Genomic DNA, 16,910 nt, shown 5'->3' on the forward strand with positions numbered 1-16,910 from the left:
ATCGGAAATAATTTGCAATCAAATTATTATCTCTGGCTTACAGGTCGAGATACAAACTGGTATCAAAATACCCGAAACAAATCCCTTAAACCTTGTGTCAGTCTACTGGTAGCTTAACCACTTCATTGTGTGCTGGTGCAGATTTATCGTACTGGCCATTTCATCTATGCAAATAGGCATCACCAGATGTAGCAATGCTTGGCGTCTCCTTTGACATTTAATTCCTTATCTTATAAACTTTATATTCTCCGACAGATAAAAGGGATAATCGGAAAATAAAAAGGCGGACTTCTTCATAATCTTGTCCTGGGAAGAAACATATCGAAAGATTGATCAACTAATGCATGCGGTCTGCATTCTATCAGTCTTCCTTTATGGTAAGGATATCTACAGCTACAAGACCAGATGCCCCCATAGCGATATCAAATGACACTTCATCACTAACATGAACGCTAACTTGTAAACTCGCTAAACTAAATGTAATCTCCTGCTGGTTTTCGTCTTCTATAGTTCCATGTCCGTGAACCTCACTCACACTCAGTATTTTTCCCTTTCTCATTATTTTATCATATCGTTTAAACGGTAAGCTGCACTCTTAAAATTCTTTATCTTTAATACCAGCCCCACTCCACTTATCCGTTCATTACTATACAGGTTTCCGGCAGGAAACACCTGCGACCTCGGCAAGTGCTGTTTGTTAAGGAAAGTGCTAAAGGTTTTCATGTAATCTTTCAGGTGGATGTCGGTATCAATCATCGACCATAAACCCGAGATATTTTTTAAAGCCACCGACTTATTTTTCACCGCATAGCTGATTACCGCTTTAGTAATGTTCTTCTGCCGCTCTACCCTTGCATGGTCATCATAGCAGGTTCCGGCAACCCTTACCCGGGCATAAGCAAGAGCCTGATCGCCCGTTACCTTAATTACCCCCGTACGCGTTAATGGCAGTGAAGGCACACCTTTTAAGTACGACTGTTCTGCTATATAACGGTTTACATACTGGTGTATGCCTTTATCTATATTAATGGTAATTCCTCCAAAAGAGTCGATTACCCTTGCTGTATTGTTAAAGTCAGTTACGATAGAAGATACCAGTTTGGTTTTAAAATTTGCATTAATGGTACTGATTAATAATTTCCTACCTCCCAGGCGGTACGCCGCATTAAGTTTCTGATTGCCATATCCTTTAATGTAAACATAGGTATCGCGCAAAATGGAAGTCAGCTTTACCTCTTTATTTTTTACGGTAATCACCATAATCAGATCTGCATTACCCCTCGTATTATTCTCCCTCGAATCAGATCCGATCAAAAGTATCTGCTGGGCGTAAAGCGTAGCCATGCCAGACAGGCTTAGTAACATAATTAAAATTAAGTTCTTGATTTTCATAATCAGTATATTAAAAGGGCAGATCTAAACATGCATATCCACCGAATAATCAAACACAAAGCTATCGTTAGCGCCTCCTTTCACCTATAGCCTTATTTCACTAAATCCCCGTCGTAAGTGTTTTTATAAGGGCTGATAAACCACCCAAAAAGACTATAGACCAGTAGCCGGGCTTTGCATAAGTTTGCAGAAATGGCATTAACATCTATCATCACGGTAAACTACAACCAGCCCGGGGCAACCCTGGATCTTCTCAAATCAATTAAAAAAAACTGCAAGAGGGATGATATTGAGGTAATCTTGGTTGATAATGCGAGCGATATTGACAACAAAGGCCTCTTTGCAGATTGCTATCCTTCATTAAGGTATCTCCGTTCGGAAGTTAACCTGGGTTTTGCCGGCGGGAACAACCTCGGCATCATGCAGGCTAAGGGTGAATATATCCTGATGATCAATAACGACACCGAAATAATTCCCGGTTTTGTGATGCAGCTCGTAGCAGAAATGATTGCACGGCCGGAAATCGGGATACTCTCGCCGTTAATACTCTTTTATGATGATCCACGTGTAATCCAATATGCCGGTTTTACACCAATAAATTTAATTACGGGCAGAAACCAAACCATTGGCCTGGGCAGGCAGAATAATAACCAATACGACAATACCAGTTACCAAACAGCTTTTTGCCATGGAGCCGCAATGATGTGCCGGAAAAGCGACATTCACCATGTCGGCCTGTTACCTGAACAGTATTTTTTGTATTATGAAGAGCTGGATTGGTGCGAGATGTTTAGACGAGCTGGCAAACAGATCTGGTTTACCGGTAAAACACACATCTTTCATAAAGAATCGATGAGTGTAGGGAAAGAAAGTGCTGTAAAAACCTATTTCGTTACCCGAAACCGGCTGCTTTTTATGCGGCGGAATACCAACTGGCTAAATGTTACACTGTTTAGCACTTATTACCTGCTTCTGGCCGTGCCAAAACAAGTCATTACTTATCTCATAAAAGGCAGGAGAGATCTGATCCCTTTTGTGACAAAGGGGCTTTCGTGGCACCTGATCCGATCAAAGAATCATGTCGAACATCGTTCTCCTATCACTTTACCAGCCAAAAGTGTTAAATAAGGCAATACAATGGTAGTAAAGGACTATTGAGATACAGTTTTAAGCATCCTAACTTCGTGCCGCTGGTAAGCCTGGGCTTAATGATTCACCACCAATTTATACATATCCAATAAACAATGATTATTTTCTTTTGGGCCTGCCTTTCCATCGTGATGTACACCTTCGTGGGTTATGGATTATTACTTTATATCCTCATCAGGATCAAACGCATTGTTACCCATCCAAAAAAATTCCTCACTGATGCCGCCCTGCCTACAGTTACCTTACTAGTGGCTGCCTGGAATGAAGAACTGATTATTGGCGATAAAATTAAAAACACGCTATTACTGGATTACCCAAAGGAGCTGTTGCAGATTATCTTTATCACTGATGGGTCTACAGATCACACTCCCGATTTGATTTATCCGTATAAGGAAATTGTGCTGATGCATAACGGTGCCCGCCACGGCAAAATGGCGGCAATAAAAAGAGCGATGCCAGGCGTAACGGGCGAAATTATTGTATTTTCGGATGCGAACACCTTTTTAAACCAACAGGCGCTGCGCGAGCTGGTAAAACATTACCAGAATGGGAAAGTAGGTGCTGTGGCAGGCGAAAAACGGATTTTGGTCAACCAGCATGCCGATGCCAGTTCAGCCGGAGAAGGTTTTTACTGGAAATACGAATCGCGGCTTAAAGAGTGGGATTATGAGCTCTACTCTAATGTAGGTGCTGCCGGCGAACTTTTCAGCATCAGGGCATCGTTATACGAACCGGTAGAAAGCGATACCATTATTGATGATCATATGATTGCCATGCGGATTGCGGAAAAAGGCTATTTGATCGCTTATGAGCCTGCAGCTTACGCCAGTGAAACAGCTTCGGCAAATACCGCTGAAGAACTTAAGCGTAAAATCAGAATTGCAGCGGGCGGTATCCAGTCTATTTTCAGGCTAAAAGTGGCAGCAAACCCTTTCCGTTATCCTATATTAACTTTTCAGTACCTGTCGCACCGGGTACTCCGCTGGACGATTACCCCGTTCCTGCTTGTTCTGGCCCTTTTGGCCAACATCATCATTGTTTCGCAGTATAACCAAAGGTTTTACCTGTTCCTGCTGATGGCACAGTTTGCTTTTTATGGCCTGGCCCTGCTGGGCATGTTGATGGAACGGAGAAACATCAGGCTCAAAGCGCTTTTTATTCCCTATTATTTCTGCATGATGAACTATGCTGTGGCAGCGGGAATTTTAAGATACATTAACCAGAACCAGAATGCAGCCTGGGAGCGCTCGCTACGCAAGTAGCCAGACCAGCAGGCTAAACTTTCATTGATAAAATAAACGCTATTAACAATAAAATAAATGAAAATTGCAGTTATCGGCACCGGCTATGTGGGCCTAGTAACAGGAACCTGCCTGGCAGAAACAGGAAATGATGTAATCTGTGTGGACATTAATGCCAGCAAGATAGAAAAAATGCAACAGGGCGAACTCCCTATTTATGAACCTGGATTAGAACTGCTCTTTCACCGCAACATTCAGCAGGGACGTATCCGCTTTACCATGAATCTGCAATCGGCGGTAGAACATGCCGAAATTATATTTATGGCCCTTCCTACCCCTCCTGGCGAAGATGGTGCGGCCGATCTTTCGTACATCCTTGGTGCGGCAAAAGATATTGCAGCGCTCCTTAACGGCTATAAAGTAATTGTAAACAAATCAACCGTGCCAGTAGGAACTGCCGATAAAGTAAAAGCTGTTTTTGAAAGCCATACTTCTATCGCTGTTGATGTGATTTCGAACCCTGAATTTTTAAGGGAAGGCGTTGCGGTAGAAGATTTTATGAAACCAGACCGCGTGGTAATAGGTACAAGCAGCGAAAGGGCAAAAAAATTAATGTCGGAACTTTATGCACCCTATGTGCGCCAGGGCAATCCGGTTATTTTTATGGATGAAATTGCCAACCTTTGCGAGCTGGTAGGTGCTGATGTTGATGCCGTACGTAAAGGAATTGGAACTGATGAACGTATTGGCAAACGCTTTTTATTCCCCGGTATTGGTTATGGAGGTTCCTGCTTTCCGAAAGATGTACAGGCGCTGGTTAAATCAGCAGATGAAAACGAATACAACTTTGAGATCCTGAAATCGGTAATCACCGTAAACGAAAAGCAAAAAGTAATCCTTGCAGATAAACTGCTTCACTATTATGACAATGAAATCAGTGGAAAACATTTTGCCCTCTGGGGACTCTCCTTTAAACCGGAAACGGACGATATCCGGGAAGCACCTGCACTTTACCTAATCGAAACCCTGCTTAAAAATGGCGCAACCGTAAGCGTTTTTGATCCTGAGGGACAGGAAAATGTAAAATCGGTATTTAACAACCGGATTTCTTATGCCGAAAACCATTACGCAGCACTTGAGGGGGCAGATGCATTGTTAATTGCAACCGAGTGGTCGTTATTTAGAAACCCTGACTTTGAAAAAATGGCTGAACTGCTTAAGGAAAAAGTAATTTTTGATGGCAGAAATCTGTTCGAGCTCGAGAAAATGACTGAGCTTGGCTATTACTATAATAGTATAGGAAGAAAATTGATTGCGATGGATGAAACCTTATCAGTCTTTGGAAAGTAAAAAAGATGCTGTTCAAAATGTTTGATCAAAATAACTTATCCAACTGCACATCACACACAAAACAATAAAATACCATGATGCATCAAGCTGAAAGTATAACAATAGTAACCATTTGCGACAACCAGTTTGTGGCGCTGCTGGCTGCAATGCTGAGGTCGTTAGAAGATAACCACCATTCGGGAGAAGAAATTAACCTCTATATTGTTTCTGACCACATTACGGAGAAAAACCGGCTCAAAGTGGTTTCGAGCCTGGCTACCACCAAACTTCGTTTACACTGGATCCCGATTGAAAAAGCTCTACCTAAACAGTTTAAACTGCCCAGGGATAAATCTTCATTTCCCGCGAATGTTTACATGCGCTTGTGCATCCCTTATTTTATTCCTCAGGAGGCTACAAAAGCAATTTACCTGGATGTGGATATGATTGTGCTTGATGATATATCTAAGTTATGGCATACAGATATAGGCAATTACGACCTGGGTGCTGTACCCGATCTTTCGGGTCTGGTGAGTTCTCCATGGGGAGGAATCAGTAATTATAAAGCGTTGGGGCTCGATCCTAACAGCAAATACCTTAATGCCGGCATGATGCTATTAAAACCTCAGCGTTGGCGCGAACGGAATATTACTGCCCGAGCTTTTGCCTGTGCCGCAGAAAATGCAGCGTATCTCAACTTTGCAGAGCAATACACACTTAACGTGGTTTTTAATAATGACTGGTTTGAGCTGGATCCTTTATGGAACTGGTTTGCAAAAAAAGATATGGCCAGCCCCTACCTCATCCATTTTACAGGGATGAAACCAATTTACAATGGATATTCGGGACAAGAACATTTTAAAACTACTTTTTTCCATTACCTAAATAAAACCCAATGGGCAAACTACCGCATTAAAAGTGATGCGGTGAGTAAACTAAAAAAGATTTATAATAAGATAGAGAAAAAGCTGGTGATGGCTTTCAGGTAATCACTGGGTTGCTGCGGAGAATCCTCGCAGGATTCCCTGCGGCTACGGCATCATCTGGTATTGATTTTACTACTACCGAACCAGCCCCGATGGTTACATTGCTGCCGATGGTTATGTCACCAATAATTACTGTATTACAGCCAATATCTACAGCATCGCCAATAACCGGGGCTTTAACGGGACCCGATGCTGTAAAATCCTGTTTAACACCAATTGTAGTACACTGGCGCACCGAGCAGTTTTTACCGATTATGGTATCCGGATGAATAACCAGGCCGCTGCCATGCCAAAGCTGGAAACCGCTCCCTATAGAAGTTTTCCAGTTGAGCTCTACACACATCGTCCATTCTATAACAACCCTGTAAAATAACAGGTACCAAAAGAACAGAATCTTAGTGATTTTATACCTCGATATAAGCTGTGCTGTCCTAAAAAACACCACGATATACTTTCCCTTGGTGGGATTGGCCAGATTGGCCTTCCGGTCCTGAAGAATATATTTGATTATCCCCATGTTAAAACTTCCGGTCATTAAGGCCAGTAAACGGTATTGTTTGTGTATTCATATTTAAAAACCAGACAGGAGCATTAACGCACGATGTATTGATGAAGCTGGGAATACCCAAAATTAACACCTTAAAGCTTTGCTTTCATTAGTATTTAAGGGCTATTTATAGAGCAATGCGGGATGAGTAATTTTGATCAACCTTATTAACCGCCCCTGCATGGAGCTTTGGCCAGAAATTACGGAAAACCCTGTTTTATTGAATGAAATTAGTTTCTAAATTAAAAAATATCCATTTCCTTTCCCTTATGGGTACCGGTGGAATGTCGTTGCTCACTTTCCTTTTTACCGCCATTTTATACCGGTCATTAAGCACTAAAGAAATCGGTATCTGGTTTTTCTTTCAGGCACTTCTTTCTTTTTTGGATACTTTCAGACAGGGATTTTTGACCACGGCATTTGTAAAATTTTATGCAGGCGCTACTGAAGAAAAAGGCCGGCAGGTAATTGGTTCTACCTGGTATATCGCCGCCGGAATTACTTTGTTATTAGTAGCCGTTAATATACCGCTACTATTTTTCAGTCACTTCAGTAATGATGAAAGCCTTGCATTTTTCATCAAATATTACGCAATAAACCTGATCTGCTCCTTACCGATGATTGTAGCCATGTGCATTGCCCAGGGTGAGCTCCGGTTTGATACCCTTTTATACATCAGGATGTGCCAGGTAATTTTACTCATTAGCTTTCTGGTTATCCTCAACATTTTAAAAATCAACTCGCTGCAATACCTCATGTTTGCCAATATTGCCGCTACACTGCTAACCAGCATGTTAACGCTGGTAATGGGCTGGTCGGGCATTGGTTATTTTTTTAAAAAACAAAAAGACTGCGTCAGGGAGATTTTCAATTTCGGAAAATATACGGTGGGCACTTCCATCAGCAGCAGCCTTTTTGGGGTAACAGATACCTTTGTGATCAATTTTATGCTCGGGCCATCCTCACTGGCCGTATATAACCTGGGCAAACGCCTGATGGAAGTGGTAGAAATTCCGCTAAGAAGTTTCGTGGCTACCGCGATGCCTTCTTTATCTAAAGCTTATAACAGCGGAAATAAGAAAGAAGTAATTGATATTATGAAAAAATATATCGGAACCATTACCATCTGCCTGTTTCCGGTGCTGGTTGTAGCCTATATTGCCGCCGGACTGGCCATGAGCATTATTGGCGGGGGGCAATACCACAATACCTCCGCAGGTGATACAGCGATAAACATCTTCAGGATTTTTACCACGTTTGCATTGCTTTACCCCGCAGACCGTTTTATGAGCGTAGCGCTTGATGCGATCCACAGGCCACAAATCAATTTCATTAAAGTAATGGTGATGCTGTTGGTTAACCTTTCAGCCGATTTTTTGGGTGTTTACCTGCTTGGGAATGTTTATGGCATTGTAATCGGCACATTTTTCCCAACCATTACCGCAATAGCCATTTCTTATTATTATATCAATAAAGATTTTAGAAAATTCTCTCTGGTAAACAGTTACCTCAGCGGCTATCGCGAACTGATGAGGTTTGTAACCCTGGGAATAAAACAGGCACAAAATTTACGCTGATTACGGTCCATTTAACTCAATGATATAACGCATACCATGAACAATATTTTCACTACTCCGGAATGGATCAACAAATATGATTTTTCTTTTAAACAGTTAACTGAAGTACCCGAATCGCTTTTTGAAGAAATAAATGCCCGGCTGGATGTGCTGCAAACCGAAACTCCCCTGGTGAGTATTGTAATAGCGGCCTGGAATGAAGAAGTTAATGTTATCCGCAATATGGCGAGCCTGGCCAACCTGGCCACTAAAATACCGCTTGAAATTATTGTAATTAACAACAACTCTACCGATGCAACACAGCTGACTCTGGATAAACTGCACCTTAAAAGTTATTTCCAGCAGATACAGGGCTGTGGACCTGCGCGACAGATGGGTATGGAAAAAGCGAGGGGAAAATACATTCTGCTGGCTGATGCGGATTGCATTTACCCGGAGTGCTGGCTTGATGATATGCTGGCCATTTTAAGCAGCCCCGGCACCGTTTGTGTGTATGGCCGCTATTCTTTTATTCCCGAACCCGGTTTCCCCCGGTGGAAACTGGCCATCTTAGAGAAAATGAAGGATGCTGTTGCTGCTTTAAGGCATGTAAAACGCCCCTATCTTAATGCATTTGGCATCAGCATGGGTTATATCCGCGAGTATGGAATGAAGGTGGGCTACGTGATGGTAAATGTGCGGGGCGAAGACGGGCGCCTGTGTTTCGATCTGATGCAGTTTGGCAAAGTACGCCAGCTTAAGCGCAACCGTTCCCGAGCATGGACAGCACCACGAACCTTGCAGCGGGATGGTTCTTTTACCCAGGCATTATTCTCTAGGATTTCGATCGAATCAAAAAAATTATTCTCGCTCTTTACGCCACACAAGCCACACGATACCAAGAAAATTTAAACCTTAAAATCAATTAACAATGTACACCTTTTTTCAGGTTTCCCTTTTAATAACGCACTACAACAGAAGTTCATCCTTAGCCAACTTGTTATATACGCTTAACGACCTAAAATGCGGTTTTGGCGAAATTATAGTTTCGGATGACGGAAGCAACGAAGAACACCTGGGCAAACTCCACCTGCTCCAAAAAGCTTTCGGTTTTAAACTGATTACCACACCCGTAAACCGTGGCCTGGGCCATAACATAAATAAAGGCCAGGATGCAGTAACCAAGCCTTACACCCTTTACATTCAGGAAGATTTTGAACCTTCTGCCCGGTTTCCGCACCTGTTTTTACAGGGACTGGAACACATGAAGGCAAAAAAGGCATTGGATATTGTGCGGTTTTATGCTTACTCGCCTTACGCCTACCTAAAACCCTTTGACGAACACTTTTCGCAAATGTTCCACCCTACCTTTGGGACAGATTACACCAAAATATACCTTTATTCGGACCATCCACATTTAAGAAGATCAGATTTTTTTCAAAAATTCGGCCGGTATCCTGAGGGCTTAAAGGGAGATCTTACGGAATACAAAATGTGTATTTCCTTTTTACAGAACAAAGCGCAGGGGCTGTTTTATAATGATTTTAGCAAGCTGCTGATCCAGAAAAATTCGCACCAGGAACCGAGCACCATGACCCGGATCAGCTGGCGTGAAAGTAAAGCCGTATGGATTAAACTGTTAAGAGATACTTACCGCCAGCTTAAGTATAATTTCGACATTATTGCGCAGCCACCACTCCGAAAGCTTTAATAGCCTGGCTGGCTGTAATATTATGGCTTTTTCTGCAGCTGAAGTTTTTTCTGAAAGCGCATTTCGATATTCCTGTAAGTCCAGCCTGCAACCAGGTAAATTACCAGGTAATTAATAATAAACAGATAACCGTATGCCGCAGGAGGAAATTTCAGGATCCTGATAAAAAGCACATTAAAAACACTGATGAACAGGGTATGAACCATGTAAATGGAATAAGAATATTTCCCCATCTTCTCCAGTAAGCCTGATTTGCTAAGCATGAGGGATAAATAACCTTTCTGGAAAGCAAAAATAAAGACAGAAACGAAGAAAACCGGTTCAAAAAGAATGCCCAGCTGACGGAATTCTTTTCCGTTAACCACCATAAAACCGACAATGATTACTGCAGATATTTCTAAAACGGTAAACAAAACTGCAGACCATTTGCTCAGGCGGTTATGGGAAAAATCGAACAGATAAAAACATAGGCTACCGGTAAAAAAGCCGATAATGCCTCTTAAGAAACCATAATTGTAAGTATAATCTAAACGTGCGCTACCGGTAAAGTTATAAATTAATGTGCCTGCCAGGGCTGCCAGTAAAAAATAAGCTATGGGTTTTAACCGATCGGATTTGAGATGGCTGAGCGAAAAACAACTAAGTGCAAAAACCACATAACTGATAAATTCTGCGCTGATAGACCAGCTCACCAAATTCCAGCTGATATCGCGTACGCCAGGGAAATCAATAGAGTTGAGCAGAAAAAAAGAAGTGATAAAGGTAAGTGTAGAATTATCAAGCGAATTATTGATCTGCACCCGGCCCGCCAGAAAATATTTAATTCCTTCTACCCCCAAAAACAACAATAACATTAAAAGGTGTAAAGGGTAAAGCCTGATCAGCCTTTTGTAAAGGAAGCCGGAAATGTTTTTAACAGCGTTGATGGACCGATAGGAATAACAGATTACAAACCCACTTAACACAAAGAAAAAATCGACAAAAAGATCGGCGTTTTCGATAAAAGCATTATTCAGTATGGGTGTATCAGAAAAAGCGCTCATGTGGTAAAACACCACCAGGGTGGCAAAAATCCCCCTGAAAACATCGAGTACTACAAATCTATGTTTCATCTCTCAGCAATTAGATCGTTTGGTTTCCACTAATCCGGCCAGGGCATCGTATATTCCCTTTACCGATTTTTCCCAGCTGTGCGAGCGTGCAAAAGCTGCCCTTTGAAAAGCCTTTTCGGGAGTATTATGGTTAAGCAAGGTTTCAATTCCTTCAATATAACCGTTTATGCCTTCGGCCAGGTACACCTGCTCCTTAAAGGCTTTCATAGATGGTGTAGCGGTGGCAATGGTAGGTTTGCCCAAAACCAGGTATTCATCAATCTTACGCGGATAGTTGCCAATGGTGAGATCGTTGATCAGCTGGGGGTTGAAGCACACATCAAATGCCTGTATGTGCATCGGGAGTTCATCAGTTGGCCTGGCACCAAAAAAGTGTACATTGTTAAGCTGATGCAGTCCGCTGGCCATAAAATCGGCATCTTCTGGTCCTACAAGCACAATGTTCCAGTCGGGGCGCGCTTTGGCTATGCCTGCTATCAAAGTAATATCCAGCCTGGCCGAGGTAAGTACACCCACATAACCAATAACCGGACCTGTAAAAGCCTTCGGTTGTTTCTGCTCAGGCTGCTCCAGAAAATGGTCGAAAAGGCTAAAATCGCAGCCCTGCCCAATGTAGCTGGAGTTAGGATTAGAATGCCTGCAATAATCTGCCAGGAACTCAGAATTGGCTACACAGAGGTCATTTTTTGCAATTAATTGCGGTTCGAGGGCCAATCCGTGTTTTTTATAATATGTGGTAGCAACCAGGTTATCACGCGAGTAATAAACAGCAGCGAGGGGTTGCAACAGTTCGATGAGGTAAAAACTCCTGAACATGTCGCCATCGTTAAACAACACTGCATCGTTAAAGCCCAGGCTCTCGATTACAGGTTTTACGGCACGGTAAAATTTATGGTTATTATACCGGTTAATGCTGGTAAAAATAAATCCCCGGGGCAGCCAGTTTACCGATTCGATAAGGCAATCGGGATAGAGCGTAAAAAGGCCGGGACTGATTTCTTCGAGACCGCTTTGTTTGCCTTTAATAATGGCCAGGCGTTTCTGTACTCTTTTATCACCCGTATGCCGCATTTTGCTGATGCGATCTAACGGCGGATTGATATAAAGCACACGGTTTTGTTTGGAAAATTCCAATGCAATATTTTTACAGTTGCTCCCAATTTCTGTATCCCAGGGCTGCTGACCTACAATGATAATATTTCGATTTTTCAAATCTTTTTGATTAGCGTTTTTAGTATTATTTGATAACATGCCTGGTAGCTACCGAGCGTTTATTGGCCTGCTTGATGCGCATCAGAGAGCAGAGTTGTACGTAAATAAATGATGGGATGCCTGCCAGGGCCTTGTAGATATTACGATCGGCTTTGCCATGCCTTAGTGCAATAAAAAAACTTAAACCAAAAGCAATAAAGGCCGCACACCATAACCATGATAATTTGCTTCCTAAAAAAATATTGAGCAGCAAACACAACATTGAAAGCAGAATAAACAGAAAAAGTGGCGGACGTAACAGTACCACCCCAAAAAGCAGCTGGTTCCAACTGCGGTTGCGCAAACCACGGCCAATAACAGAAAAACCCAGGCTAAAATATTTAAACCAGGTGTTGATCCAACGCGATCGCTGGTTAACCAATTGTACACGATTTGCTGTTTTTTCGTCGTAAACTATTGTACGCGGTGCAAATGCAATGCGAAGATCCTGAGAAACGATTTTTGCCTGTAAAACTTTGTCAAAACCTGCTCCCTGAAGGTCATGATCCCGGAAAGCATTAATATACAATTTGGTGCTAAAAGCCATCCCCGATCCCGCCAGTGTTGCCGAAGAACCTAAGGCAAACATCACTTCGCCATCAAAAAAATGGTAATATAAGTCTCTTGCCGCATCCAACGAGGCAATGGTGGTTTCCAGTCGTTTTGATTTCCGCAAACCCTGAACGGCGTCAAAGCCATGATCAAAAAACACATTAAGTTCTTTTAAATACTGCCTGTCGACCAGGTTATCGCTATCAATAATGGTAAGGAGCTTGTGTTCACGTTTAAAGTGGGCAATGGCATAAAGGTGCGAACGGGTGTTACTGGCCAATACTTTTTCGGGCCGGAGTAAAATTACCCGCTCATCATCGAAATGAAGGCCGGATATATCGCAATTATCGCACACCAGATAGATCAGGTAATTGGAATAATCGATTTTCAGCAGTGAATCCACTACTGCGGGCAATAATTCTGTCTGTTCATAAGCCGTAACAATAATGGCATAATCGTGCTCAACGCTTTCTATTTTAGGGTATTTGCGTTTGCCAGTCAGCAGATATCCCCCATAGAGCAACAATGGCAATATGAGGTTGTAACCGATCAGGAGCTGTATAACCAGCCAAACAACATTTAAAATCATATTTTAGGGCTTTTTGGAGAGGTAAATATTTTTGGCTTTAAACAGGCCTATAATAAAGCAGATTATTCCCGGGATGATAAAATATTCGAACGGCATAACTTAAATTAAAATTTCTTTACCGGGTTTTAATTCCGGCGATCTGTAAATAAATACCCAGGAAAGATAGACCACAATTGAAGTCGGCATGAGGTTAATTACTTCGTTGCCATAACTGCAAAACAGAATACCTGCACAGCCTGCGGTAAGGGCAATTATTTTTACCTTCAGCACCCTGTCTGTTATTCGCCATGTAATACCGCAGCAGCTACCCAAAATGTACATCATGATGCAAAACCAGATGGTAAGTCCTACAACTCCATACATCATCCAGATTTTCACAAAGTAACTATCGGGTTCAACTCGTGAGAGATACTTGTCCCCGTTATAAAGTTTTCCATAATATCCGGTCACTCCGGGCCCGCCCCCAAAGGGATAATCTTTCATGTAAAGTGCCAGGTTTCTTTGATTGGCCAACCGCAAGTTTAACGAGGGATCTTCAGGATTCATTGCCGTGCGTAAACGGTAAATCTGGTAATTGCTATCGCCTATGGTAGTAAATTTAAGTATGCCAAGCAGGGCGATAACCAGAAAGCCACCACATAAAAGCGCCCGGTAATTTTTACCAAGAACAATGGCCACAAAGCCACCTATAACGATTAAAAACAAGGCACCACGCGTACCCGAAATCAGCATACCGTAAATGTTGATTGCCCCGCATAAAAAAAGTAAAATCCTTTTCCAGGTTTTAATGGGCGCGAGCGAAAGGATAATTGCCATTAAGCCAACGTGTGCCTGCGATGCACCAAACTGCCCGGCATCACTGTAAAAAGAAAAAACACGCAAACGGCCCCATAAAAGGTGCGTGCTTGCATTATCGAGTAAAAACACCCGCTCATTGGCACTTGGACCAATATAAAGTTGTTTAATTCCGTTTAATGAGGCCAAAGTGGAACAGATTAATACCAGGGTAAGAAAAATATCCAGGTCGCGGTGCGTCCGGAAAATTAACAGGCCAAGCAGCACCGCTATAAAGGGGTAAATGGCCGTACTGCGGATTTCATTGATCCAGCCCAGTTTACTGGAACCCGGATTAAAGCCTTCAAATAAACTTACCATCAGCCACAACAACAGCAGGTAAAAAAGACTGATATTAATGGCATCCCATTCTTTTTTCGCTGTGGTAACAATCGTAGTAAGTAAGATGAGCACAAAAAACACATCGATCAATAAACCGTAAGGCAGCAAGCCGATTTCGCGTCCAAAAAGAAACAGGAAAAAGCAGTAGGCAACCAGAAAATAAAGTAAAATCCGCTTCATTAGTTAGGTAAGCCGTATTGATGCACCGGTAAATTATTTAACATCGGTTACTTTATTAAATACCCAGCCCATAAAACCGGGTTGCTCCCTGATGTAACGGATTAAAGGCCTGTCTGCTTCGCCAATTTTACCGCCATACTCAAAAAGGGCAATGTTACGCTCAGTAAATAACAACCATTCTTTCGAAATATTAACTTCACGTAAGCTGTTCACGTCAATAATTATATAATCAAATTCTTTTTTAAGCACCTCGAAACCATCTTTCAGGTTACCTACATTCTGGATTTCCAGCAGCGAATTCCGCTCAACGCTTTTGTTCATCACCGTAATCAGATCTTCAGTATGAAATTCTTTTTTGATCAGGAAAGACTGAAAGCTCAGGTTAGAGATCAGTCCTGTTTCATTTGATAGGGGCTGTTGTTGTTCATCAGCAATGAGCAGCACTTTTTTACCGGTTAATGCAAAGGCGTAAGCGAGGCTATGGCTTAAAAAGGTTTTTCCTGCGCCACCTGCCAAACTGGTGATACCCAAAATTTTGCTGCCAGTGTTTTCCATCTGCAAGGCAATTTCAAACCTCAGCGATCTGATCTGTTCTTTAAATACCAGGTATTTTCCGTCTGTAGATTTATCGCCCCAGATATTTCTGGCAGTGCGTTCTTTACCAGCTATTTCGTTTATATTTCCAATTACCGGACTTTCGGTAATGGCTTCGAGGGTCTGCTGGTTGCGCACAGCAGAATCTACCACCACCAACAGCAGCACAAAACTAATGCAAAGCGCAAAAGTGCCTGTACCGGCTCCGGCAATATACAGTGCCTTTTTAGTAGGTTTTGGATTGCCTGGCAACCCCAATTGTTCAATTTGGAGATTGAGACCTAATTTCTGATCGGTTTTTGCGGAATTGAAACGATCAAGTGCCAGCATGTAATCTTTGGTGGCCAGTTCTGCATCACGCTGATAGTTTTGTATATCGGCATCAAAAGGAACCATACTGCTGTATCGGCCCCGTAAAATACGCAACTGCCCGTCCAGCGTTCTAATACTGCTCCGTGCCTGTTGTAAAGATACTTCCAGACCAACTTTTTGCTGAACAAGATCCTGTTTTGATACACGCGTATCTACTATATTTTCATCCATATTCGCCGAGCTTTTATTACTGATCAGGCGGTTTAATGAATCAATTTTCTTTTGCATGGCAGGTTTAAATCCACCATCTATATAAAGGTTATTGGCAACTTGCAACTGCCTTTTAAGATCAACGATCTCGCGGTTGCTGGCCCTGCTGCTTCCATTAATATATCGGTCGCTCCCACCAAGTTTGCTTTCGATAGTGGCTACACCACCTGCATTCGATTGGATTACCCGCATGGCTTCAGCACGTTGCGCTTCGTACTGCGAAATCTGGTTGTAAACTGTTGCCGATTGTTCGTCGAGGTTAAGCACCCCTTTGGTCCGTTTAAAATTTGAAAGCAGGTTATTTTTGGCATCCATTGCATTTTTTTTGCTCAGGAGCATCGAATCAAGGATTTTGGCAGAAGAGTTCTGGTTGTTTGACACATCATTGCTGTAACTGCTGATGAACTCGGTAGAAAGCGTGTTCACTGTAAAGGCAGATAATGCAGGATTTCCGGAAGTAAAAATCACGGAAAGCAGATCGCTGTTGGTTGCATGCGAAACCTCCAGGTCATCCCTTAACTGTTCTTCGCCATAACCCATATCTTCGGCAATGGTAAATAGTTTGTAGCGGCCTTTATCATCATCAAGGGTTAACAGGGCATTGCTGGTCAGTTTTTTTTCAAAAAGGGCTGTAATCTCTGCCAATTCTGTACTACTTTTTGCCAATAATGATTCGGGCAAGCGTTTAAATGCACTCTTCTGATCGGTAAGATCATGAATTACTAGCCTGTAGGTAAGCAGGTTGATCATCCTTTTCATTGTAAATTTTTCTACCAGATTGGCAAACTGCTGGTTTACGGCAAAAAAATCTACCGTTTCATTGCTGATTACCTTTTTAGAAGGATCGAGCAAACCGGTTGAAATCTGTGCAACAGATTCGTATTTTCGGGGGATATTTTTTACCAGCAGGAAAGAAATGATTATCGCCAACACGGGCAATAAGATTATGAGCCATTTAAACCT

15 protein-coding genes are annotated in these 16,910 nt (G+C 42.3%); 7 read left to right on the forward strand and 8 right to left on the reverse strand.

Features of this window, described 5'->3' with window-relative positions:
• Positions 1 to 361: 361 nt before the first annotated feature.
• Together DRW42_RS00490 and DRW42_RS00495 are read right to left on the reverse strand one after the other, a co-directional pair.
• The gene (locus DRW42_RS00490) at positions 362 to 559 is read right to left on the reverse strand and encodes a hypothetical protein (RefSeq protein WP_113946870.1); all 198 of its coding nucleotides are present in this window, start codon (positions 557 to 559) and stop codon (positions 362 to 364) included.
• On the reverse strand, positions 559 to 1,392 hold the full coding sequence (locus DRW42_RS00495) for an LCP family protein (protein ID WP_113946871.1): 834 nt from the start codon (positions 1,390 to 1,392) through the stop codon (positions 559 to 561). Before DRW42_RS00495 ends, DRW42_RS00490 begins: the two co-directional genes overlap by 1 nt.
• Positions 1,393 to 1,584: 192 nt before the next feature.
• Here DRW42_RS00495 and DRW42_RS00500 point away from each other — a divergent pair, with 192 nt between their 5' ends.
• The 4 genes from DRW42_RS00500 to DRW42_RS00515 all read left to right on the forward strand — a co-directional run bounded on the left by DRW42_RS00500 (position 1,585) and on the right by DRW42_RS00515 (position 6,100).
• Positions 1,585 to 2,520 (forward strand): glycosyltransferase family 2 protein, encoded by a 936-nt coding sequence (locus tag DRW42_RS00500; RefSeq protein ID WP_113946872.1) that lies wholly within the window; start codon positions 1,585 to 1,587, stop codon positions 2,518 to 2,520.
• Between the two features lie 116 nt (positions 2,521 to 2,636).
• Positions 2,637 to 3,803 (forward strand): glycosyltransferase family 2 protein, encoded by a 1,167-nt coding sequence (locus DRW42_RS00505; protein ID WP_113946873.1) that lies wholly within the window; start codon positions 2,637 to 2,639, stop codon positions 3,801 to 3,803.
• 57 nt (positions 3,804 to 3,860) lie between these two features.
• Positions 3,861 to 5,132 carry a UDP-glucose dehydrogenase family protein gene (locus DRW42_RS00510; RefSeq protein WP_113946874.1) on the forward strand — a complete coding sequence of 424 codons (1,272 nt, stop codon included), beginning with the start codon at positions 3,861 to 3,863 and terminating at the stop codon, positions 5,130 to 5,132.
• Positions 5,133 to 5,206: 74 nt separating this feature from the next.
• The gene (locus DRW42_RS00515) at positions 5,207 to 6,100 is read left to right on the forward strand and encodes a glycosyltransferase family 8 protein (protein WP_113946875.1); all 894 of its coding nucleotides are present in this window, start codon (positions 5,207 to 5,209) and stop codon (positions 6,098 to 6,100) included.
• Here DRW42_RS00515 and DRW42_RS00520 read toward each other — a convergent pair.
• Positions 6,093 to 6,614, reverse strand: coding sequence for a serine acetyltransferase (locus DRW42_RS00520; RefSeq protein ID WP_158544244.1), 522 nt, complete (start codon positions 6,612 to 6,614; stop codon positions 6,093 to 6,095). The two genes, DRW42_RS00515 and DRW42_RS00520, sit on opposite strands and share 8 nt — an antisense overlap.
• 254 nt (positions 6,615 to 6,868) lie before the next feature.
• On the opposite strand from DRW42_RS00520, the gene DRW42_RS00525 reads away from it, so the two are divergent.
• The 3 genes from DRW42_RS00525 to DRW42_RS00535 are packed head-to-tail and all read left to right on the forward strand — an operon-like array spanning position 6,869 to position 9,911.
• Complete coding sequence (locus DRW42_RS00525) at positions 6,869 to 8,221, forward strand: lipopolysaccharide biosynthesis protein (protein WP_113946877.1); 1,353 nt, start codon at positions 6,869 to 6,871, stop codon at positions 8,219 to 8,221.
• 36 nt (positions 8,222 to 8,257) lie between these two features.
• The gene (locus DRW42_RS00530) at positions 8,258 to 9,112 is read left to right on the forward strand and encodes a glycosyltransferase family 2 protein (protein ID WP_113946878.1); all 855 of its coding nucleotides are present in this window, start codon (positions 8,258 to 8,260) and stop codon (positions 9,110 to 9,112) included.
• A 19-nt stretch (positions 9,113 to 9,131) separates the two neighbouring features.
• Positions 9,132 to 9,911 (forward strand): glycosyltransferase, encoded by a 780-nt coding sequence (locus tag DRW42_RS00535; protein WP_113946879.1) that lies wholly within the window; start codon positions 9,132 to 9,134, stop codon positions 9,909 to 9,911.
• Between the two features lie 20 nt (positions 9,912 to 9,931).
• On the opposite strand, the gene DRW42_RS00540 is transcribed toward DRW42_RS00535, so the two are convergent.
• The 5 genes from DRW42_RS00540 to DRW42_RS00560 all read right to left on the reverse strand — a co-directional run bounded on the left by DRW42_RS00540 (position 9,932) and on the right by DRW42_RS00560 (position 16,880).
• Positions 9,932 to 11,023: an acyltransferase family protein gene (locus DRW42_RS00540; protein WP_113946880.1), complete on the reverse strand. Its 1,092-nt coding sequence runs from the start codon at positions 11,021 to 11,023 to the stop codon at positions 9,932 to 9,934.
• A 3-nt stretch (positions 11,024 to 11,026) separates the two neighbouring features.
• Positions 11,027 to 12,235: a glycosyltransferase gene (locus tag DRW42_RS00545; RefSeq protein WP_244215157.1), complete on the reverse strand. Its 1,209-nt coding sequence runs from the start codon at positions 12,233 to 12,235 to the stop codon at positions 11,027 to 11,029.
• 25 nt (positions 12,236 to 12,260) lie between these two features.
• Complete coding sequence (locus DRW42_RS00550; RefSeq protein WP_113946882.1) at positions 12,261 to 13,415, reverse strand: glycosyltransferase; 1,155 nt, start codon at positions 13,413 to 13,415, stop codon at positions 12,261 to 12,263.
• A 99-nt stretch (positions 13,416 to 13,514) separates the two neighbouring features.
• Positions 13,515 to 14,771: an O-antigen ligase family protein gene (locus tag DRW42_RS00555; RefSeq protein ID WP_113946883.1), complete on the reverse strand. Its 1,257-nt coding sequence runs from the start codon at positions 14,769 to 14,771 to the stop codon at positions 13,515 to 13,517.
• 33 nt (positions 14,772 to 14,804) lie between these two features.
• Entirely contained in the window at positions 14,805 to 16,880 is a 2,076-nt protein-coding gene (locus DRW42_RS00560) for an exopolysaccharide transport family protein (RefSeq protein ID WP_158544245.1), read from the reverse strand.
• Positions 16,881 to 16,910 lie beyond the last annotated feature (30 nt).

The sequence above is a fragment of the Pedobacter miscanthi genome (assembly GCF_003315595.1).
In the GTDB taxonomy this organism is placed as follows: Bacteria; Bacteroidota; Bacteroidia; order Sphingobacteriales; family Sphingobacteriaceae; genus Pedobacter; species Pedobacter miscanthi.

Bases quoted from the DNA above. Each gene is read 5' to 3' on its own strand.
- DRW42_RS00490 (WP_113946870.1), bottom strand. From the start codon at position 559: ATGAGAAAGGGAAAAATACTGAGTGTGAGTGAGGTTCACGGACATGGA.
- DRW42_RS00495 (WP_113946871.1), bottom strand. From the start codon at position 1,392: ATGAAAATCAAGAACTTAATTTTAATTATGTTACTAAGCCTGTCTGGC.
- DRW42_RS00500 (WP_113946872.1), top strand. From the start codon at position 1,585: ATGGCATTAACATCTATCATCACGGTAAACTACAACCAGCCCGGGGCA.
- DRW42_RS00505 (WP_113946873.1), top strand. From the start codon at position 2,637: ATGATTATTTTCTTTTGGGCCTGCCTTTCCATCGTGATGTACACCTTC.
- DRW42_RS00510 (WP_113946874.1), top strand. From the start codon at position 3,861: ATGAAAATTGCAGTTATCGGCACCGGCTATGTGGGCCTAGTAACAGGA.
- DRW42_RS00515 (WP_113946875.1), top strand. From the start codon at position 5,207: ATGATGCATCAAGCTGAAAGTATAACAATAGTAACCATTTGCGACAAC.
- DRW42_RS00520 (WP_158544244.1), bottom strand. From the start codon at position 6,614: ATGGGGATAATCAAATATATTCTTCAGGACCGGAAGGCCAATCTGGCC.
- DRW42_RS00525 (WP_113946877.1), top strand. From the start codon at position 6,869: ATGAAATTAGTTTCTAAATTAAAAAATATCCATTTCCTTTCCCTTATG.
- DRW42_RS00530 (WP_113946878.1), top strand. From the start codon at position 8,258: ATGAACAATATTTTCACTACTCCGGAATGGATCAACAAATATGATTTT.
- DRW42_RS00535 (WP_113946879.1), top strand. From the start codon at position 9,132: ATGTACACCTTTTTTCAGGTTTCCCTTTTAATAACGCACTACAACAGA.
- DRW42_RS00540 (WP_113946880.1), bottom strand. From the start codon at position 11,023: ATGAAACATAGATTTGTAGTACTCGATGTTTTCAGGGGGATTTTTGCC.
- DRW42_RS00550 (WP_113946882.1), bottom strand. From the start codon at position 13,415: ATGATTTTAAATGTTGTTTGGCTGGTTATACAGCTCCTGATCGGTTAC.
- DRW42_RS00555 (WP_113946883.1), bottom strand. From the start codon at position 14,771: ATGAAGCGGATTTTACTTTATTTTCTGGTTGCCTACTGCTTTTTCCTG.